The organism is Bacillus bruguierae (assembly GCF_037104725.1).
Lineage (GTDB): Bacteria > Bacillota > Bacilli > Bacillales > Bacillaceae_G > Bacillus_A > Bacillus_A bruguierae.
In genome coordinates this window covers 346,416-362,494 of the sequence record NZ_JBAWSX010000002.1, presented here as the reverse complement: position 1 = coordinate 362,494, position 16,079 = coordinate 346,416, and the positions used below count along the sequence as shown (strand labels likewise).

The 16,079-nt window shown below is 34.2% G+C and carries 21 protein-coding genes, 2 other RNA genes and 2 riboswitches; of the genes, 8 read left to right on the top strand and 15 right to left on the bottom strand.

Annotation, left to right across the window (positions count from 1 at the left end):
- The 3 genes from WAZ07_RS06015 to WAZ07_RS06005 form a co-directional block, all read right to left on the bottom strand.
- Positions 1-339, bottom strand: coding sequence for a DUF485 domain-containing protein (locus tag WAZ07_RS06015; protein WP_336471704.1), 339 nt, complete (start codon positions 337-339; stop codon positions 1-3).
- A 198-nt stretch (positions 340-537) separates the two neighbouring features.
- A complete protein-coding gene (locus WAZ07_RS06010; RefSeq protein WP_336471703.1) occupies positions 538-1,158 on the bottom strand; it encodes a sterol desaturase family protein in 621 nt (206 codons plus the stop codon).
- A 63-nt stretch (positions 1,159-1,221) separates the two neighbouring features.
- Entirely contained in the window at positions 1,222-1,530 is a 309-nt protein-coding gene (locus WAZ07_RS06005; RefSeq protein WP_336471702.1) for a cytoplasmic protein, read from the bottom strand.
- Positions 1,531-2,131: 601 nt separating this feature from the next.
- On the opposite strand from WAZ07_RS06005, the gene cspD reads away from it, so the two are divergent.
- Both cspD and WAZ07_RS05995 read left to right on the top strand, forming a co-directional pair.
- A complete protein-coding gene (gene cspD / locus WAZ07_RS06000) occupies positions 2,132-2,329 on the top strand; it encodes a cold-shock protein CspD (protein WP_090912344.1) in 198 nt (65 codons plus the stop codon).
- Positions 2,330-2,442: 113 nt separating this feature from the next.
- Positions 2,443-2,691 (top strand): DUF2564 family protein, encoded by a 249-nt coding sequence (locus tag WAZ07_RS05995; RefSeq protein ID WP_090912346.1) that lies wholly within the window; start codon positions 2,443-2,445, stop codon positions 2,689-2,691.
- Positions 2,692-3,118: 427 nt separating this feature from the next.
- On the opposite strand, the gene WAZ07_RS05990 is transcribed toward WAZ07_RS05995, so the two are convergent.
- The 4 genes from WAZ07_RS05990 to WAZ07_RS05975 form a co-directional block, all read right to left on the bottom strand.
- Positions 3,119-3,481, bottom strand: a complete 363-nt coding sequence (locus WAZ07_RS05990; protein WP_336471701.1) for a VOC family protein — start codon at positions 3,479-3,481, stop codon at positions 3,119-3,121.
- Between the two features lie 608 nt (positions 3,482-4,089).
- Positions 4,090-4,266 (bottom strand): zinc-finger domain-containing protein, encoded by a 177-nt coding sequence (locus WAZ07_RS05985; protein ID WP_336471700.1) that lies wholly within the window; start codon positions 4,264-4,266, stop codon positions 4,090-4,092.
- A gap of 13 nt (positions 4,267-4,279) precedes the next feature.
- Positions 4,280-4,939 carry a ribonuclease H family protein gene (locus tag WAZ07_RS05980; RefSeq protein WP_336471699.1) on the bottom strand — a complete coding sequence of 220 codons (660 nt, stop codon included), beginning with the start codon at positions 4,937-4,939 and terminating at the stop codon, positions 4,280-4,282.
- A 341-nt stretch (positions 4,940-5,280) separates the two neighbouring features.
- A complete protein-coding gene (locus WAZ07_RS05975; protein ID WP_090912354.1) occupies positions 5,281-5,766 on the bottom strand; it encodes a QueT transporter family protein in 486 nt (161 codons plus the stop codon).
- Between the two features lie 6 nt (positions 5,767-5,772).
- Positions 5,773-5,817, bottom strand: a riboswitch (PreQ1 riboswitch).
- A 168-nt stretch (positions 5,818-5,985) separates the two neighbouring features.
- Between WAZ07_RS05975 and WAZ07_RS05970 the strand changes: the two genes are divergently transcribed.
- The 4 genes from WAZ07_RS05970 to WAZ07_RS05955 all read left to right on the top strand — a co-directional run bounded on the left by WAZ07_RS05970 (position 5,986) and on the right by WAZ07_RS05955 (position 9,244).
- Complete coding sequence (locus tag WAZ07_RS05970) at positions 5,986-6,858, top strand: aldose 1-epimerase family protein (protein ID WP_336471698.1); 873 nt, start codon at positions 5,986-5,988, stop codon at positions 6,856-6,858.
- Positions 6,859-6,873: 15 nt separating this feature from the next.
- A complete protein-coding gene (locus tag WAZ07_RS05965; RefSeq protein WP_336471697.1) occupies positions 6,874-7,260 on the top strand; it encodes a reverse transcriptase-like protein in 387 nt (128 codons plus the stop codon).
- A gap of 13 nt (positions 7,261-7,273) precedes the next feature.
- On the top strand, positions 7,274-8,179 hold the full coding sequence (locus WAZ07_RS05960) for a DMT family transporter (RefSeq protein ID WP_336471696.1): 906 nt from the start codon (positions 7,274-7,276) through the stop codon (positions 8,177-8,179).
- A 720-nt stretch (positions 8,180-8,899) separates the two neighbouring features.
- Positions 8,900-9,244, top strand: a complete 345-nt coding sequence (locus WAZ07_RS05955) for a DUF4064 domain-containing protein (RefSeq protein ID WP_336471695.1) — start codon at positions 8,900-8,902, stop codon at positions 9,242-9,244.
- 281 nt (positions 9,245-9,525) lie between these two features.
- On the opposite strand, the gene WAZ07_RS05950 is transcribed toward WAZ07_RS05955, so the two are convergent.
- The 3 genes from WAZ07_RS05950 to WAZ07_RS05940 all read right to left on the bottom strand — a co-directional run bounded on the left by WAZ07_RS05950 (position 9,526) and on the right by WAZ07_RS05940 (position 11,926).
- Entirely contained in the window at positions 9,526-9,666 is a 141-nt protein-coding gene (locus tag WAZ07_RS05950) for an FbpB family small basic protein (RefSeq protein WP_090912362.1), read from the bottom strand.
- A 553-nt stretch (positions 9,667-10,219) separates the two neighbouring features.
- The gene (locus tag WAZ07_RS05945; protein WP_336471694.1) at positions 10,220-11,086 is read right to left on the bottom strand and encodes a 5'-3' exonuclease; all 867 of its coding nucleotides are present in this window, start codon (positions 11,084-11,086) and stop codon (positions 10,220-10,222) included.
- Between the two features lie 117 nt (positions 11,087-11,203).
- A complete protein-coding gene (locus WAZ07_RS05940; protein ID WP_336471693.1) occupies positions 11,204-11,926 on the bottom strand; it encodes a P-type ATPase in 723 nt (240 codons plus the stop codon).
- 316 nt (positions 11,927-12,242) lie between these two features.
- Positions 12,243-12,408: riboswitch (M-box (ykoK) riboswitch) on the bottom strand.
- Positions 12,409-12,655: 247 nt separating this feature from the next.
- Here WAZ07_RS05940 and WAZ07_RS05935 point away from each other — a divergent pair.
- Positions 12,656-12,853 (top strand): hypothetical protein, encoded by a 198-nt coding sequence (locus WAZ07_RS05935; RefSeq protein ID WP_336471692.1) that lies wholly within the window; start codon positions 12,656-12,658, stop codon positions 12,851-12,853.
- Between the two features lie 28 nt (positions 12,854-12,881).
- On the opposite strand, the gene WAZ07_RS05930 is transcribed toward WAZ07_RS05935, so the two are convergent.
- The 3 genes from WAZ07_RS05930 to WAZ07_RS05920 are packed head-to-tail and all read right to left on the bottom strand — an operon-like array spanning position 12,882 to position 14,812.
- The gene (locus WAZ07_RS05930) at positions 12,882-13,268 is read right to left on the bottom strand and encodes a DUF350 domain-containing protein (RefSeq protein WP_090912368.1); all 387 of its coding nucleotides are present in this window, start codon (positions 13,266-13,268) and stop codon (positions 12,882-12,884) included.
- Positions 13,265-14,497 (bottom strand): glutathionylspermidine synthase family protein, encoded by a 1,233-nt coding sequence (locus WAZ07_RS05925; protein ID WP_336471691.1) that lies wholly within the window; start codon positions 14,495-14,497, stop codon positions 13,265-13,267. Before WAZ07_RS05925 ends, WAZ07_RS05930 begins: the two co-directional genes overlap by 4 nt.
- A gap of 3 nt (positions 14,498-14,500) precedes the next feature.
- Positions 14,501-14,812, bottom strand: coding sequence for a hypothetical protein (locus tag WAZ07_RS05920; RefSeq protein ID WP_336471690.1), 312 nt, complete (start codon positions 14,810-14,812; stop codon positions 14,501-14,503).
- Between the two features lie 82 nt (positions 14,813-14,894).
- Between WAZ07_RS05920 and WAZ07_RS05915 the strand changes: the two genes are divergently transcribed.
- A complete protein-coding gene (locus WAZ07_RS05915) occupies positions 14,895-15,344 on the top strand; it encodes a hypothetical protein (protein WP_336471689.1) in 450 nt (149 codons plus the stop codon).
- 257 nt (positions 15,345-15,601) lie between these two features.
- Here the strand turns inward: WAZ07_RS05915 and ssrS (WAZ07_RS05910) are convergent.
- Together ssrS (WAZ07_RS05910) and ssrS (WAZ07_RS05905) are read right to left on the bottom strand one after the other, a co-directional pair.
- Positions 15,602-15,786, bottom strand: a non-coding RNA gene (gene ssrS / locus WAZ07_RS05910) — 6S RNA.
- A 21-nt stretch (positions 15,787-15,807) separates the two neighbouring features.
- A non-coding RNA gene (gene ssrS / locus WAZ07_RS05905) (6S RNA) lies at positions 15,808-15,992 on the bottom strand.
- Between the last annotated feature and the right edge of the window lie 87 nt (positions 15,993-16,079).

The following is a 16,079-nucleotide window of genomic DNA, read 5'->3' as shown; positions in this document are numbered from 1 at the left end:
TTATCCCCTCTCTTTATCCAAGTTTTCAAGAATTTGATTCGATAATCGATCAAATGATTCTGCTTTTTTACTGTAAATCATGCACAATGTCCATGTCATAATGAACTGAGCAAATGCAAATACCCATGCCCATGTAATATCACCAAACGCCGATGTATTGAGCACCTTTGAATACGATGTTAAAATAGGCAAAGCAATAAAAAAACTGAAAAAGAAAATGCTCATCGGTACAATAAATTTTTTCTTTGCTTGTAACAAATTTTGAAATTCGGTAGACTGCACTACGTTCGAGTAATTGATTTCACCATTCAATTTACGCGCAGATGTTTCTTGTTTCATTTCATACCTACTCCTTTCTTTTCAATTGAAATCTCTAAAAACTTCCTTTCATAATTCAAAACACTAAATTTTATAAATATTCAGAAACTTAAGTTTATTTTAGACAATCTATTTTTGTAAGCAAAGATTTTTCGATAGACAAATTTTGTCATTTTTCTCCAATTTTCTAATATATTTTATTAAAATAAAAAGCAGTGCTTATCGCACCGCTTTTTCACCTTCTAAATTACGAGCTGTTTCACTTGTTTCGACATCTTTTACTTCTTTATATGTTTTAAACAGAAAATCGTAAAATAGATTCGATACTCCAAACCAATAATTCTCATTTTTATAATGATGGAGTGTATGCTGCTTCTTTAGCCACCTTCCGTACGGAGTTAATGGACGGATTGGCCGGTGAGCAATGTAATGTTTCCATTCATATACTAATAGCATAAAGATCATTCCAATTCCAAATGATAATGTCAGCGTAAGGTTAGAAGTAATACCATATACAATACATAAATAGATTGCAAATCCAGGAAGACTATACCACACAGGTAAAAACAGTAGCTTTAAATCATTCGGGTATACATGATGGTCATAATGAAGACGTTTTAACATTTTTAATAAAAATGGATTCTTTGGCGGTTTTAAATGGAATAAAAAACGATGTGTTACATATTCGTTAATTGTATAAAAGATAATACCTGCAATAACTGCAATAGCTGCAATCCATGTAAACAATTTCATGTTCAAAAACACGATAAAAGCAATTAAAACTCCAATCATAATGACAATATCGTGCTGAAGAAAATACTCTTTTATTACCCGTTTCATCCCCATTCCCCTCTCTCTTTTAGAAAGCGACCGTAACGCATTGTTATGGCCGCCTTTTTATTTCTATTCTATTCCCATCACAAATTTGCTTGTTCCCCCATTTGGATAGAAAGTATTGCTCGAACTGAATATATTCTGTTTTGGAATAATATGTTCCACTGCAAAAACTGTCACTTCTCCTCGTTGTACTTCTCCAATAATCAACCCTAATATTTCATGATTTACAGCAAATGTCGGTTGTTTTGTTTGAAGTAGTCGTTCAGCTATTTGAAGAACAGCCTCGTATAATGAATTTCTGTCTGTTACTTCTTTACGTATTTTTGCTGCTAATGTAATAATAATTTCCTTTTCATTTACGGTGGTTCGATACATAGAAATCTCCCCTTCAATCTTATATAAACAATTATAAAACTTTATATACAAAATGAATAGAAAAAGCAATATTTACATTCCGTAAAATAATTTGTACTTCCATTACACCAAACCAAAAACCAAGGCTTAACGGATTAAAAAACATGCCATGAAGAATTAATGAAATCCCCCTACCACTTCTTACCTTATATATTCGATATTTGAATATAAAATTCCTTGTTTTACATTTTGAAATCCACGATAAAAATACACATATTTAAAATATCCTTTTTTATCCACAAACATACAAAAACTGTCTGAACTGACAACGTTCATTTTTAATTTTTCAAGATATAGCTTGCTGCTATGCAGAACAAAACATGTCCTGCTCTCACCTCCTAAAAAAGTTTTTATGTTGGTTTCTTAATTGGTATTCATGTAGTGCGAAAGATTATTTAAAAATACAAAAAATAAAACCGCTTACTTGACTAAAATCTCCCATCACATGTATATTTAAGTTATTATTTAGCAGAATATTCGAATTTCAATTTTATGAATTTGTAAATATTTTAGATACCATTCACTAAATGAGAAAGTAATCATATTTAGGGGGCATTGTAGTATGCAAGGTAAAGTAAAATGGTTTAATAGCGAAAAAGGTTTTGGATTTATCGAAATTGAAGGTGCTGACGATGTGTTCGTACACTTCACTGCAATTCAAGGCGAAGGCTACAAATCTTTAGAAGAAGGTCAAGAAGTTTCTTTCGAAATCGTTGAAGGAAATCGCGGACCTCAAGCTACTAACGTAGTAAAACTTTAATTTGATACATGACAGGAGGTTATCTACTGATAACCTCCTTTGTTATTCTTCTGCATATTTCTTTTCCACAGAGCAAAAACTATGTGAAATGAGAAAATAAGGAGGAGAAAACAATGGGTTCACCTGTAAACGATTTTGAAGAAGTAAAATTCCGCGTAGAAACTGCGCAAAAGATGGTTGGTTCTGCGACAGTCACAATGGACCCTGAATCATTGCAGCACGCTACAAATGCCATTGAATCCGCTCGTCATCAGCTCGAAACAATGAAAGAAGTAGCAACAGATTTAGATGCACCGTTTCTATTGGATCAAGAAGAAAAATTAGAAAGATGCGAGCATCAATTACAAGAAGCAAAGAATTAAAAAACATCCAGAGAAGTTTCTAACAGGTTCACTTTTGAGGTGCAAAACGATAAAAAACGGACCATTTCTCATCGTAAATTGCAATTAAATATCAAACGAATTCTCAGTATAAATCACAACAAAGAGCTTAGAAAATTCCCCTAAGCTCTTTGTCTATTTTTAATGTAACTACTCAGCCATACATTTCATTTAGAAGTTTGGTAAGGAGTATAATTCCAGCGAAAATACGCTTACCTATAATTGCTGCCATGAAGATAAAAATGGACCTACACCTCGCTGCCTTTCTTTGTTTTAAAACTTTGCGCGTGGCAGGAAAAGGCCCTGACCGCTACTATACATAGCCAGTCCCTCTTGACCACTTAAAAAAGGCTTTTCTACCGGTTTTTCATAGAGTGACTGAGTAGTTACTTTTTAATTAATGGAGTAACTAAATTTCTTGAATCATTTCCACTCTGTTTCCGAATGGGTCTCTGAACTCAAAACGTTCAAAGCCTGGGATTGGTACTCCTTCAATTATCTGAATGTTATTTTGTTCTAACACATTTCTCCAGTACGATATATCCTCTACTTGATAAGCTATATGGGCTTTTGTTTTTAATCGATCAACACCTTCTTCTGTACCTATATGTACATCTCTATCTCCGACTTTTAACCAAAATCCTCCGCGCCCCTTTAGTGATTCGGGCTTTTCTTTCTCAGGTAAACCAAGAATTCCACAATAAAAATTTTTCCCCTCTTCTTCAGCACCTTTTGGAATAGTTATCTGAGCGTGATGCAAACCAAGAATCATAAAATCCACTCCCATTATTAATTGAAATTTGAATTCTTCTATAACCAAATAATTTTTTTAACACTTTCTAAAGCCTCTTTCATTTTATATCGCCAAATACAATAACTGAAATATTGATTAATTATAATATTCGATAAGAATTACTTATGACTCTTTGAATTTTTAAAAAATTTTTTCCAGAATACAACACTTATCGTCAGTCTATCTTTTCTTGATAAAAAGTCGCCCCTTTCCGTTAGCAATGATCTTTCAAGGATAGATAATCTTCTTGCATAAAATTGCTTGTAGGTCTATCGCTGACTTTTAACAGCATATTGGCTACATATTCATCCGAAAGAGAACTTATATCCGTTGTGCAATCAACTGAAAAATATCCCTTATCCGATGGTGGTAAGGGATTTTCGATTGGGCTTTTTGTCCAAACCTTATATGTCTGTGTTCCATCAGATAAGACTTTATATAAAGGTTGTCCTTGCATAATCATACAAATAGAAGCAATTCACTTATCTGTCCAGCCATGTATTTCAGTTATTTACCTGTACACCTATTATATCTTTAGCGTAGCCAGTTCAGAAATGGAATAAAAAACTTTCACCTGAGCAAGGAGGTTATTGTAATTGTTTTCCATACTTTTGTAGCTTTTCTCCTATCGTACATTGCCGAATACAAAAGGAGTGAGCATAATATTTACTATGTTCTTTTCGAAAATGCTTTTGCAAAAAGCAACCATCGCAATATGTTTCTAATAAATCATTCACCTCAGTAATCAGTTGCTTACGATTCACTCCTTCTACACTCCTATTCTGTTATTTCTTTATGACTATCAATGTTTGTTCTTTGCAGTGCTTGTGTTGCTAATTGATGAGCTTCTTTATTTTGTTTCCTAGAAACCGGTTCACATACTAGTTTTATTTTCATCTGTTTTGCTTTTTGTTCAATCTGGTCTAAGTAATGAATTAAATGCTCCTCATAACATGGCCATTCACCCGCTAATTGTTGAAGAACTACTTGAGAATCACCGTGCAGTATAACCGATTCATATTTAACCCCTAGCTCTTCTAATATGTTCATTCCATATAATAACGCTGCATATTCCGCTTCATTATTATCATCAATTCCTTCTATGTAAGCATTGCGGCGAATTCGATACAATTTCCCCTGTTTCTTATAATAAATACTTACCCCTACACCTGCTTCTTTTGTGTCAATATCATACCCTCCATCAAAATACAGCGTAAGATCTTGCACTTCTTCTTCAACTTGTTTACTTAGTTTCTTAACTTCTTTTAACGTCCATTCTACTCCCATCTCATCCTGAAATAACAATTCCTTCGCTCTCCCTGTTTTTTCAAAATCCGCTGCGAATTGCATTGCCTCTTCTAAACGAAGAAAATCTGTTTCCAAACTAGTCTCTAAACCATCTTTTGTTCGATATAGCCAAGTAATTTTATATTTCATTTTGCTCCCCCTTTTATATACAAAAACTATACACGTTCATACTAAATGTTATGCTTTTATTTTATCCTATTTTGTCTATGCGGTCCGTATTCTATTCGAAATTCATTTATCTTTATAGATACAAATTAAAAACCATCTTTTTTAGGCAGACGAGAGCATCTAGCCGCGCATCGAAATGGTGAGGGCCTTTTCCTACCACATGCAATGATGAAATCAAAAGGAGAAATGTTTTATTCTGCATAGCAGATGAAAAATTAAAATGTATTTAGATCCATCAACAAGATAACACGAAAAAATAAATAAGAGTTGCCACGATAAAGTGAACAACTCTCTAATGAATCTTACACAAATTTTTCAAACTGTACTCGTTTGTTAATAAAATACATAACAGGTCCCCCGATTGCCATTACAACAAACTCACCAATCGCACATGTTAACCATGTAAACAAAAATGGTAAGTCAAATGCAAGGTGTAGTTCAATCGCAATTATAAACATTGTAAATGTAAAGACCACCGTATTAAAGATCATACGCGCCCATATTCCTTTTATAAAACGCATAGAAACAATTGTACAAAGTAAAGCAATAATAGATTGTCCGACTCCAAATACAAGATCATATGCAATCATTGGCGAGAAAAAGAGGTTTGCTAAAAATACGCCTAACACAATTCCGTAAATATATTTTTTATTGAACACAATAAGGTGATTGAACATTTCTGAAATACGGAATTGAATATTCGTAAAACCAAAAGGTTGAATAAGCATAGTAACAGCAATATATAGTGCCGCTAAAATACCATTCCCAACAAGTGTCTTAATTTTCATTATACGCTCTCCTTAGTTTTTTTTCGTGGGATGGTTACGAACCACGTAAATATTATAATAAACAAAATTACATTATAATTATGATTCGAATTCAAGTCAATATAGAAAAAGCTTTGCTATATGTATGAAATGAACAAATTACAAAAGGATAGTCATACACTATTCTTTTCTTTTTATAAAACGTATAATAAAAACATGAAAGATTTAGGAGGTTTGTTCATGACAGCAACGATTCAAAACGAAAAAATGATCGTGTCCATTTCTGAAAAAGGTGCAGAACTGCAAAGTGTTCGCTTAAAAGAAGATCATACAGAATATGTGTGGCAAGGAGATGCAAAGTATTGGGGACGACGCGCTCCTATTTTATTTCCAATCGTCGGGAGATTAGTAGACAATACATATTATGTTAATGGTAAATCATATTCGTTAACACAACATGGCTTTGCTCGTGATTTAACATTTACGATAAAAAAACAAAGTGAATCAAAAATTACATACGCAGTAACAAGTAATGAAAAAACTTTACAAAACTATCCGTTTGCATTTGAATTACTTGTTTCTTATGAATTAAATGAAACATCTGTATATGTAACATACGAAGTAATCAATTCTAACTCGGAAGAAATGTATTTTTCAATTGGAGGACACCCTGGTTTTAATTGTCCGTTATTACCAAATGAATCTTTCACAGACTACTACTTATCTTTCAGTACTCCAGAGCGCTTAGAAGCAGGTGTACTAAAAGGACCATTTCTTTCTAAAAATAAACTCGTAATAGCCGAAGAAGCAACAAAGCTTCCACTTACATACGATTTATTTAAAAACGATGCACTTATATTTGAGGATATGAACAAAAATGAAATTACCATCCGTTCTCACAATCATAATAAGTTTGTCAAAGTTTCATTTGAAGGATTCCCATTTGTCGGTGTATGGACACCAGGAAATGATGCACCGTTCTTATGTATTGAACCTTGGTATGGCATCGCCGATGAATTAGAGCCTGCAAAAGATTTTAAAGAGAAAAAAGGAATTCAAATGTTAAAAGCGAATGAAACATTTACATGCTGCTATAGTATTACAATCGGTTAATTGGAGGGGTTCAGTTTGATTGAAGTGTACATCGATGGTGCATCAAAAGGAAACCCTGGCCCTTCCGGCGCTGGGGTTTTTATTAAAGGGATTCAACCACCTGTAGAGCTCACTGTTCCACTTGGGATTATGAGCAACCATGAAGCAGAGTATCATGCATTACTTACTGCATTAAAATATTGCACCGAACATAATTATAAAATTGTATCGTTTCGAACAGATTCACAGCTTGTAGAACGAGCGATTGAAAAACAATATGTAAAAAACCCATTATATGCACCACTTTTAGATGAAGCCCTGGAAATGATTCAGCAATTTGATCTCTTTTTTATAAAGTGGATTCCAAGCAGCCAAAATAAAGCAGCCGATGAATTGGCACGAAAAGCTATACAAAAAAAGTAACGGAGGTAGTGTATTGAAAAAAGAGTGGATTGCTCCTCTCGCTTTATTGTTTGTTGCTTTCATTTGGGGAGCTACATTTGTTGTCGTTCAAAATGCCATGTCATTTGTCGGGCCATTTTCTTTTAATGGTGTACGTTTTTTATTAGCCGGAATGATTTTATTCATCATTCAGCTCATTTCTATGAAAAAAATACCTATTAAACACGTAGGCTTTAGTAGCGGTGCTGGTATGATTGTAGGATTCTTTTTATTTGTTGGGTATTTACTACAAACGTTTGGTTTATTATATACAACCTCTTCTAAAGCCGGATTTTTAACAGGGCTCAGCATTGTCATGGTACCCATTTTATCGTTTATCTTTTTAAAACAAAAAGCAAATCTATTTATCGTACTCGGAATTACAGCAGCTACAATTGGACTCTTTTTATTAACAGCTGGAGACGCTTTTCAATTCAATATAGGAGACATTCTTATCTTAGGTTGTGCTGTAGCATTTGCTGCTCATATCCTTGTAAATGGATTCTTTTCCAAAAAGGTATCTCCGTTATTATTAAGTACAACACAAATATTAACGGTTGGACTCCTCTCTTCTATTTGCGCTTTTCTGTTTGAAGATTGGGAGAAATTATTTTCGATGTCATTATGGACAAATCGCTCATTTTTATTTGCGCTCTTACTAACATCACTTTTTGCCACTTCCCTTGCATTTTTTATTCAAACAACCGCGCAAAAATATACATCTCCTACCCGCGTCGCTATTATTTTTGCAATGGAACCCGTCTTCGCAGCAATAACAGGTGTTCTTGTTGCAAATGAGCAATTATCGCTATCAGCTATCATTGGGTGTATTTGCATTTTCTTAGGAATGATCTTTGTAGAACTACCAAATAAACGAAAAAAAGAAATGCATGCTGCATAAAATTACTAGAATGAGAGCAGAATGAAGCACTTACTACATAGTATATATAAATCCAAATTAAAAACCTGACATAACCCCCTTTTCTTTTGAGATGGTCGAGAGCGTCTGGCCATGCGTAGAAGCGGTCAATTCCTTTTTCTTCCACATGCGAAGTTCAAACAAAGAGAGAAAGAAAGTAGCAGGTTATTTTTTGTTCAGCATGGCGGTAACTTTTGTGTTGGAATGTCAATTTGGATTTATATATATCCAAATTAAAAAACCGACATAAAAACCTCTTTCTTTTTAGGGGAGGACGAGAGTATCTGTCCGTGCATAGAAGCGGTCAGGGGCTTGTCCTGCCACATGGGATGTTTTAAAACAAAACATACTAAGATTAGTAGCACAGACCACGGCCATGGTCTGTGCTACTATTTTTTTATAGTAGAAGTGAAAAATAGGTCGTGCTTGCTCCAGAACCTCGAGTTCGCACACCAAAGCTGGCCTACTTCACTGCCCTTATAAGAATCAATTTCAGTATGTTGGATCATTGAGATCGTGTATAAGAAAAGGGAATCAATAAGGTGATCTGAAGACTTCTGCTAAATAAAATTGAACATTTCTTTTGCTACATCTAATGTTAAAACCAATCCATTTATGCATAGTTTTTCCAAACCGTATTTGATAATATATATAAGTGGACATTATATACATAATATATTAATAGTTAGGAAGGTATTAGAAATGAAAAGAACTCCTGAATTTATACTAGGTTTAATTGGAGGTATTTTAGGAGTTATAGGTACTTTTATTTTATCGATCATGTCTATTATTACTGTTATTGCCCTATATGGACATGTTGATTATAAAACTTTGACTTATTATTCTATTTTATTAATTATTCAAATAGGACTGTTAGTTTTAGCATGTTCAGTAAATAAGGTTAACAATATCGCCTACGGACTTTGTATGATATTACTCCCATTAGTAACATTGGTTATGTCAGTATTCATTTTATTCCTTCCAGTGGTTTTACAAATCATTTCAGGGGCATTTGCATTTAGAACTTTAAAACAGGAATCTAATTAAAATAATACCGGACTAATGAATCTAATAAAAAAGAGAGCAACATGTGCTCATCTTTAGATAACCGCTACCGTCAGGTGGTGGCTATCAACGATTATCTCTTACGAAAACCACCCTTTTCCTTTCGCTTTGGACGGCTGGAAAAAGGTGAACATACAAACCACGAGGTCTCTAAAGTAGACGTATCATTTGGTAAAGAAACGTCTATAGATTCGAACGATTAAAATAAAGTGGAACTTCTTTCACGAATAGAAGTTCCACTTTATTTTTTGGCCGCTCTTTACTCAATTACTCGTTGCTCTATATGATATATGTCTTTTTTCAATTTTTTCTTCAATTTCTCTTATGTTTTCTTTATCATTCAATAATAATTGTTTATTTTCTATTAATAACTGTTTAAAGGATTTTCTTATTTTTTTTCGCATATCAATCTTCCTCCTTAATTATTACAAGTGAAACTTCCCTAAGTGAGAGTTTTTTTCATCCCCCGCCTCTCTTCTTCATTTCTCTTTAAATCTTGGAGCGGGGGATTACTGCTCGTTAATACGGGATACAAAATTTTATTTATATAAAAGATAAATAATTATCTGTATTGTGTAATAATAAAAGATTCATGTGAAATCCATTTGAAATTCAAATGAAAACTACGTATATTTTTACATGAATTAGTATGTATATCGTTTTACTATTGAAACGTAACTTTGCTAGCAGCTTATGTACTACTATTACTATCATTCTACAGAAGCTAGATATTGTAGAAACCATATCTATATAAATCCTTTTTATTTTTTCGACATCTAAGTCGCTGCTATGCAAAACAAATCATGACCGCTTCTATACATGGCCAAATGCTCTCGCCTCCCCCAAAAAGAAAGGGGTTTATTTGTATTTATATAAATAATAACGCCCAATCAAATTCTTAATTTGATTGGGCGTTATCTATAGTTCGTTCAATATAAGTTCTTAAAAAAACACTTTCTATAACATATTTATGAACATTTCCGGTCTACCCCAGTTCATCTGCTCACAAACGAATTGTATTTTTTCCTTATCAATTGTGTGAAAAGCTTCTTCTAATCGACAAAAAATTGGTACTTCACAATGAATTTGTGCGAGTTGTAGTGACATGTGTAAATTATCTAAGTCACTCTCAATCTTTGTACGCTGTGCTTTTGTTAATGATGTAATGTTTTCCAAAACACCTGTAACTGTTCCGTGCTCTTGAATAAGCTTATATGCTGTCTTTTCACCAATGCCTTTAACACCTGGATAGTTGTCACTTGAATCACCCATAAATGCCTTTGCGTGAACAATTTGCCACGGCTCTACGCCCTTTTCTTCCATAATTTTTTCAGGCGTGTAAAATTCGTAATTTCCAATTCCTTTTCGAAGAAGCATGACTGTAATTTTTGTATCAACTAGCTGTAATAAATCTGTATCACCTGTTAAAATAAACACTTCCGCTTCATGTTGATACATTTTTGCTAATGTCCCAATACAGTCATCAGCTTCATATCCTTTCATACCAATAACTGGGATAGATAAATGTGCAGTCATTTCTTGCACTAAATCAAATTGTGGAATTAATTCTTCTGGCGGTGCTCCGCGATTCGCCTTATAGTTTGAAAATGTTTCTGTTCGAAACGTTGTACTCCCCATGTCCCAGCACGTTACAATATGAGTCGGTTCAACTGTACTAGCTGCTGTTAATAAATGCTTCATATAACCATGAATCCCGTTTGTTGGAATCCCATCTTGTTTTTTCATAAATTGTCCGTACACACTTGTTGCATAAAAGGCACGAAATAGCAATGCCATACCATCTACTAATAATACTTTTTTCATAATTCCTCTCCTAATGACAAAAATAAAAACCTCACGTCATGACGCAAGGTTATATAATCAAATAATGATTGTAATTGTTATTATACAATGATTTGCTTTATTTAGCATCCATAAAAATTACTTACAACATTGATGTAATAATTCCACATACGTATTATTTCCAGTGGAAACAACAACTGCTTTTGCTGTTCCGCTAATAATGTGAGTACCTTGATAGCATAAATTTTCAAGACAAAGTGGATTATAATCTTTTATGCGTTTTAGCGGCATAAATCGTTTTTTTTCAATGTGATAACAACTTTCATACTTTTCTACAAGCACCTCTTTTCCCGTTAAAGGAGATTCATCAACTAATACATCTTTTGCGTAAATAATCCGAGCGTCAGCTGGTACTGTATCACCTGCAGAAAGGCAAATCACATCTCCTGGGACCAATTCTTCTATTGGAATATTCATCATTTCAGAATCTGTGTCTATCCCATTCACTTTATCATTTGCTACTCTTAAAACAGTAACTGTTTTTGGTGTTATTGCGTTCGTTTGATTCGCTTCCTTTTCAAACAGATTTACTTTTTCCATCAACTTCATCATAATATGAGTCAACATCACTTTTTTATTCACATATCGCTCATTTTTTCCATATTGTACAATACGTCTTTTTGCCTCTTTAACAGAAAGACCATTTCTTGTTGTTTTAAAATAAGCATACACAGATTTTACATCTCGAATAGCAACTTCCATCAGCATTTCATTATTCTTCTGTAAAATCTCTTGTACTTTTATCGTTTTTTTATGATTTATATTATTTATAATTCCTTCTCGCTTGTTTACATATAACACCGTCCGTCTCCTCCTTCACACATGCAGGAAGAAACTCATTGTTTCTCAATTTATCTATTTACAGATATAGAGGGAGGAACAAGTCGTTTCCTACCTACATCACACATTCTATTTTCGAAATACCTGGGTAACGGAACCGAGTCCGAAGCTGACATTGTTCCTCACCTCCTCATATGATTATTTTTAGCTATGTATATTTGTACAACATACACCCTAATAAAAAAGACCTTTACCCGTGAGCGAGTAAAGGTCTGAACATACATAAATAAGCAAAGTTTAATACAACTACGTATCACGTAGTGTGTATTAAAAACAATTGCACCTCTCCCTCGCCGAGCTTTAGCACTGTATAGCATAGGTTCTTAACCAGCTACATTAAAAAAGACCTTAATTCGATCATTCTTGTTGACCCATTGGCGTCTCTCGACATTTTTGGGCAGTAGCATCTCTCTATACAGGAGCCTCACCTAACAGAGACATATTTTATTACATAGAAAATGTTACTCCTATTTAAAATAGATGTCAACACCTTGATTTCAAACTTTTCCTCATTACAACAAGTATTTCCTAGAAAAGCTATCTTCAAAAGAACTACTCTCTTCCTTCTTTCACACATCCTTTCAATTTGTTGAAGACAATCCTTTTCTACAACGTGTTTTTCAAAATGATGAACACGAACGTCTGATGAGAAAATTGCCAAATGAAATGATGGAGTTCTCTCAATATAATATGGAGAGAGGTACACTAGTCATCAACGCTCTCATTGAACGAGGAGTATTACCTAAAGATGATTCACAAGTAATCACAGGGATAATACAAGCTCTTATGATGCTATTACATAAAGATGAAATCGGCGAAGAACTATTTCCTAAAGTAATAGACAAACTTATTGAGTACGTATCAGAAGGATTAACGAATAAAAAATAAAAACCTTACGTATAAAACGTGAGGTTTTTTAATATGTTAAACATCCAGCAATCACAATTCCGATGGAAATTGATAAAAACATAAGGAAAAGTCCGACGGCTTGGTTATCTTCTTCGATGCTTTGATTAATGTTAAAACGCGGTGTGCACAATTCAGCTAAATAAAACACAACGATTTGCGCTAAAACTCCAATCGCTCCCCATAAAGCCATATCTATTAGTGAAACAGAATGAGCAGCAGTAGAATACAAGACGATAGCAAGACCGAGAAGTCTTCCTCCAAGTGAGTAGCTTGCTGCTCGATTCCCTTTCGCCATCAACGAAAATTCCTTTACTTTTGTTGTCACTTCCATAAGAAACAAACCAATACATAAAAGACCGAGTGAAACTGCTAAATAAAGTAAAAAATTCATTATTTATAATCCTCCTTTTTAATCCCTACAGGTAAATAATAAGATTCATTCCCCGTAATTTTTTCACCGGCACGTATACCAATACTACTTGGTTTCCCAGCAATTAAAAACGATCCAAACACATACGACAGCTCCTCGTTCCCTTTTTCAGTCTCAAGGGAAACAACCGGAAGCTTTATGTATTTTTGAAACACAGGAAGTTCTTTTTTATACGTTTGATATGAATTTTGAATCATAATACTCGTGTCTTTGTCACGAATTGTAACCGTATCACCTTCTCTACCAAACGAAGGTTTTTGAACAAAAGAACTTTTTCCTAAAAATAGATCTGGTTCTAAGTAAGTAGGCAGCATATATTCCTTAATCCATTGTCGTTCCTCATTTGTATAAAAAGCGCCTATCTCAGCTAATCCCCAAATCAAGCATTGTATCGATTTCGGCTGAAGTAGAAAGGACGAAATAGGATTTATAATAAAGAGCTTTCCTTTGTTTACAAGCTGCAGCAACTCAATCCCTACTAAATCTCCAGTTTTAGGATCCCGGTCCTCAACTAAATCTTCAATTGGATATGTTTGACGATACAAAATATCAATTGGCACACCGTCTCTGTCAACCAAAGCATCTTCAGTAATTCTGAGTTCTGACATTGACATCATTTTGTTTTTAACCTGACATAACTGACTCAAATACCTAGTCGTATTCCAATCTTCTATATGTTCATGATGGGCTGTGAAGACAACGTTTGGCATTTCTATTCCTTTAGCAGCTTCCATTACCGCTTTTGTGATACCAGAAGAAAGAAGACGTTCCTGATTCTCGTTTGGGTCATGATAATTTAATTCTTCACATACTTTTCCATTCATTTGAAAGCATTCCACAATAAAAGTTGGGGTATCACTATTAAACTCAAGCATTTTGATACCACCATCTGTCACAGCAAAATCAAACCGTGAAATAACAGATTCAGGAAACAGGGATTTCATTCTAATAAAAGGTAGACTTGAAGATGGAAAACCAAGTTCAAGAAGCTGATCATCCGGCAAAGTCCGAAGAAGACTAGCAGTCTTAAAGAATACTTTTCCCATTCGTTCTGTTGCTAATTGCAAATGCCTAATAGTTTGTTCTGTTATTTCAAAAACATGAAAAAGACTATACTCACTCCCATATAAGTCAGACCAAAAGTGAGGGAACCTTGAATAAAATTGACTTCGTTCCTTTATGTAAAACGACATGATTTAACCTCCGGATCCGCCATTTGAACCGCTTCCAATTCCCCCTTTAAAATCAGACGAAGCTTGATAGGACTTAAATTCAGGTGAATTTTTGAAAGTTGATTTATCTTGATAATAGTTACTACTGTAATAATAATGCCCATGATAACTTGAATGCTTATCATCACACCGCCACACCCCAAGTTCATCATCCCAATCCCAATCAGAACAGCTCTTATCATTTGGTTTTGGAGGGAGATCTTTTGTACAGCCAGATAAAGTACTGGCCATCAAAGAAGTAAGAACACCTGTTACTAACCATTTCGTTTTTGTCACCTTCCTACACTCCTTTATAGATTATATTTTTATTATAATAGAATTCATGATAAAGTAGAAGAAAAAGGAAGGGGGATTACTATTGCGGTTAGAATATCGACTCAATGATGAAGCCAAACAATATCCTGCCTTATGGAACTATGCAGATATTTCTATCACTGAAACCGTCGCAAGGATGACTTGTGAGTATTTCGTTAAAGAAGGAGATACGTATGTCGTAACAGCGACCGCGATGGACTCTGACGGAACGGCGGTATTATATGTCGAAAAAGAAAAGTTCTTCGATGATTCCTCAGAAAAAACATATTCCCATATAGGTTTTGAGATTAGAGAACTACAAGGAATAAATTCGATTTTGATAGAAAGTAAAGATGTATGGAACCATGAAGAAATCTTAACGTACCTTCATTCAGATATTTTGTACGTTCAAAAGGACGGAATATTGATGGAATTCGCCTTAGACTCAAGAGAAATTGATGAAGATCGAAAGTGCTATGTTTATTATGGAGAATTTACAGGTGAATGCAGGTAATATTTAAAAATCCTATGTTATAATACAAATTAAAAACCTCCTTTCTTTTTAGGGGAGCGAGAGCATCTGGCCACGCATAGAAACGGTCAGGGCCTTTTTATGCCACGTGCAATGTTTTAACAAAAGGAGAAAGCAAGTAGCGATCATGTTATATTCTGCATTGCAGCGACTTATATTTTCCACATAATAAAACTCAAATCATTCCTAGTAGGCTGACAAAAAATAAAAACCTTACGTATAAAACGTAAGGTTTTTTATATAGACCCACATATGCCGTTCTCTTCTAGATGTCCATAAACCCGCTCTCGCAGGTGGATGTTCTCAAAAATGCTTTCATCTTCCTTCTTAAAAAGATGGCTTGATGGCTACATTTTAATATTGAACTTCCGTATTACTATCATTGGTTTAAGACATACACAAGCTACGTACATCGTAGGCAGTTAGTATTAATCGTAAGTATAAATAGAACCCCGCACGTGCCGTCCCTCGTAAATGTCCAAAAACCCGCTACTCGCAGGTGGATGTTCTCACAGTTGCCTTTCATCTTCCTTCTCAAAGAAAGGCATGATGTTGGCCTCTAAATATCGAACTTCCGTATTACTATCATCGGTTTTAGACATAAATAAGTTACGCACACCGCAGGATGTTTTATTTATTTATCGTTATCTTATCACATTGTTCGCAACGTGTAAAATATATTGTTTTTAAGTATTTCTTGTTTGTGTCCCTATTGTA

What these genes read in the sequence shown, in the direction of transcription:
- WAZ07_RS06015 (WP_336471704.1), bottom strand. Translation starts at nt 339, where the DNA reads ATGAAACAAGAAACATCTGCGCGTAAATTGAATGGTGAAATCAATTAC.
- WAZ07_RS06010 (WP_336471703.1), bottom strand. Translation starts at nt 1,158, where the DNA reads ATGAAACGGGTAATAAAAGAGTATTTTCTTCAGCACGATATTGTCATT.
- WAZ07_RS06005 (WP_336471702.1), bottom strand. Translation starts at nt 1,530, where the DNA reads ATGTATCGAACCACCGTAAATGAAAAGGAAATTATTATTACATTAGCA.
- cspD (WP_090912344.1), top strand. Translation starts at nt 2,132, where the DNA reads ATGCAAGGTAAAGTAAAATGGTTTAATAGCGAAAAAGGTTTTGGATTT.
- WAZ07_RS05995 (WP_090912346.1), top strand. Translation starts at nt 2,443, where the DNA reads ATGGGTTCACCTGTAAACGATTTTGAAGAAGTAAAATTCCGCGTAGAA.
- WAZ07_RS05990 (WP_336471701.1), bottom strand. Translation starts at nt 3,481, where the DNA reads ATGATTCTTGGTTTGCATCACGCTCAGATAACTATTCCAAAAGGTGCT.
- WAZ07_RS05980 (WP_336471699.1), bottom strand. Translation starts at nt 4,939, where the DNA reads ATGAAATATAAAATTACTTGGCTATATCGAACAAAAGATGGTTTAGAG.
- WAZ07_RS05975 (WP_090912354.1), bottom strand. Translation starts at nt 5,766, where the DNA reads ATGAAAATTAAGACACTTGTTGGGAATGGTATTTTAGCGGCACTATAT.
- WAZ07_RS05970 (WP_336471698.1), top strand. Translation starts at nt 5,986, where the DNA reads ATGACAGCAACGATTCAAAACGAAAAAATGATCGTGTCCATTTCTGAA.
- WAZ07_RS05955 (WP_336471695.1), top strand. Translation starts at nt 8,900, where the DNA reads ATGAAAAGAACTCCTGAATTTATACTAGGTTTAATTGGAGGTATTTTA.
- WAZ07_RS05950 (WP_090912362.1), bottom strand. Translation starts at nt 9,666, where the DNA reads ATGCGAAAAAAAATAAGAAAATCCTTTAAACAGTTATTAATAGAAAAT.
- WAZ07_RS05945 (WP_336471694.1), bottom strand. Translation starts at nt 11,086, where the DNA reads ATGAAAAAAGTATTATTAGTAGATGGTATGGCATTGCTATTTCGTGCC.
- WAZ07_RS05935 (WP_336471692.1), top strand. Translation starts at nt 12,656, where the DNA reads ATGGAGAGAGGTACACTAGTCATCAACGCTCTCATTGAACGAGGAGTA.
- WAZ07_RS05925 (WP_336471691.1), bottom strand. Translation starts at nt 14,497, where the DNA reads ATGTCGTTTTACATAAAGGAACGAAGTCAATTTTATTCAAGGTTCCCT.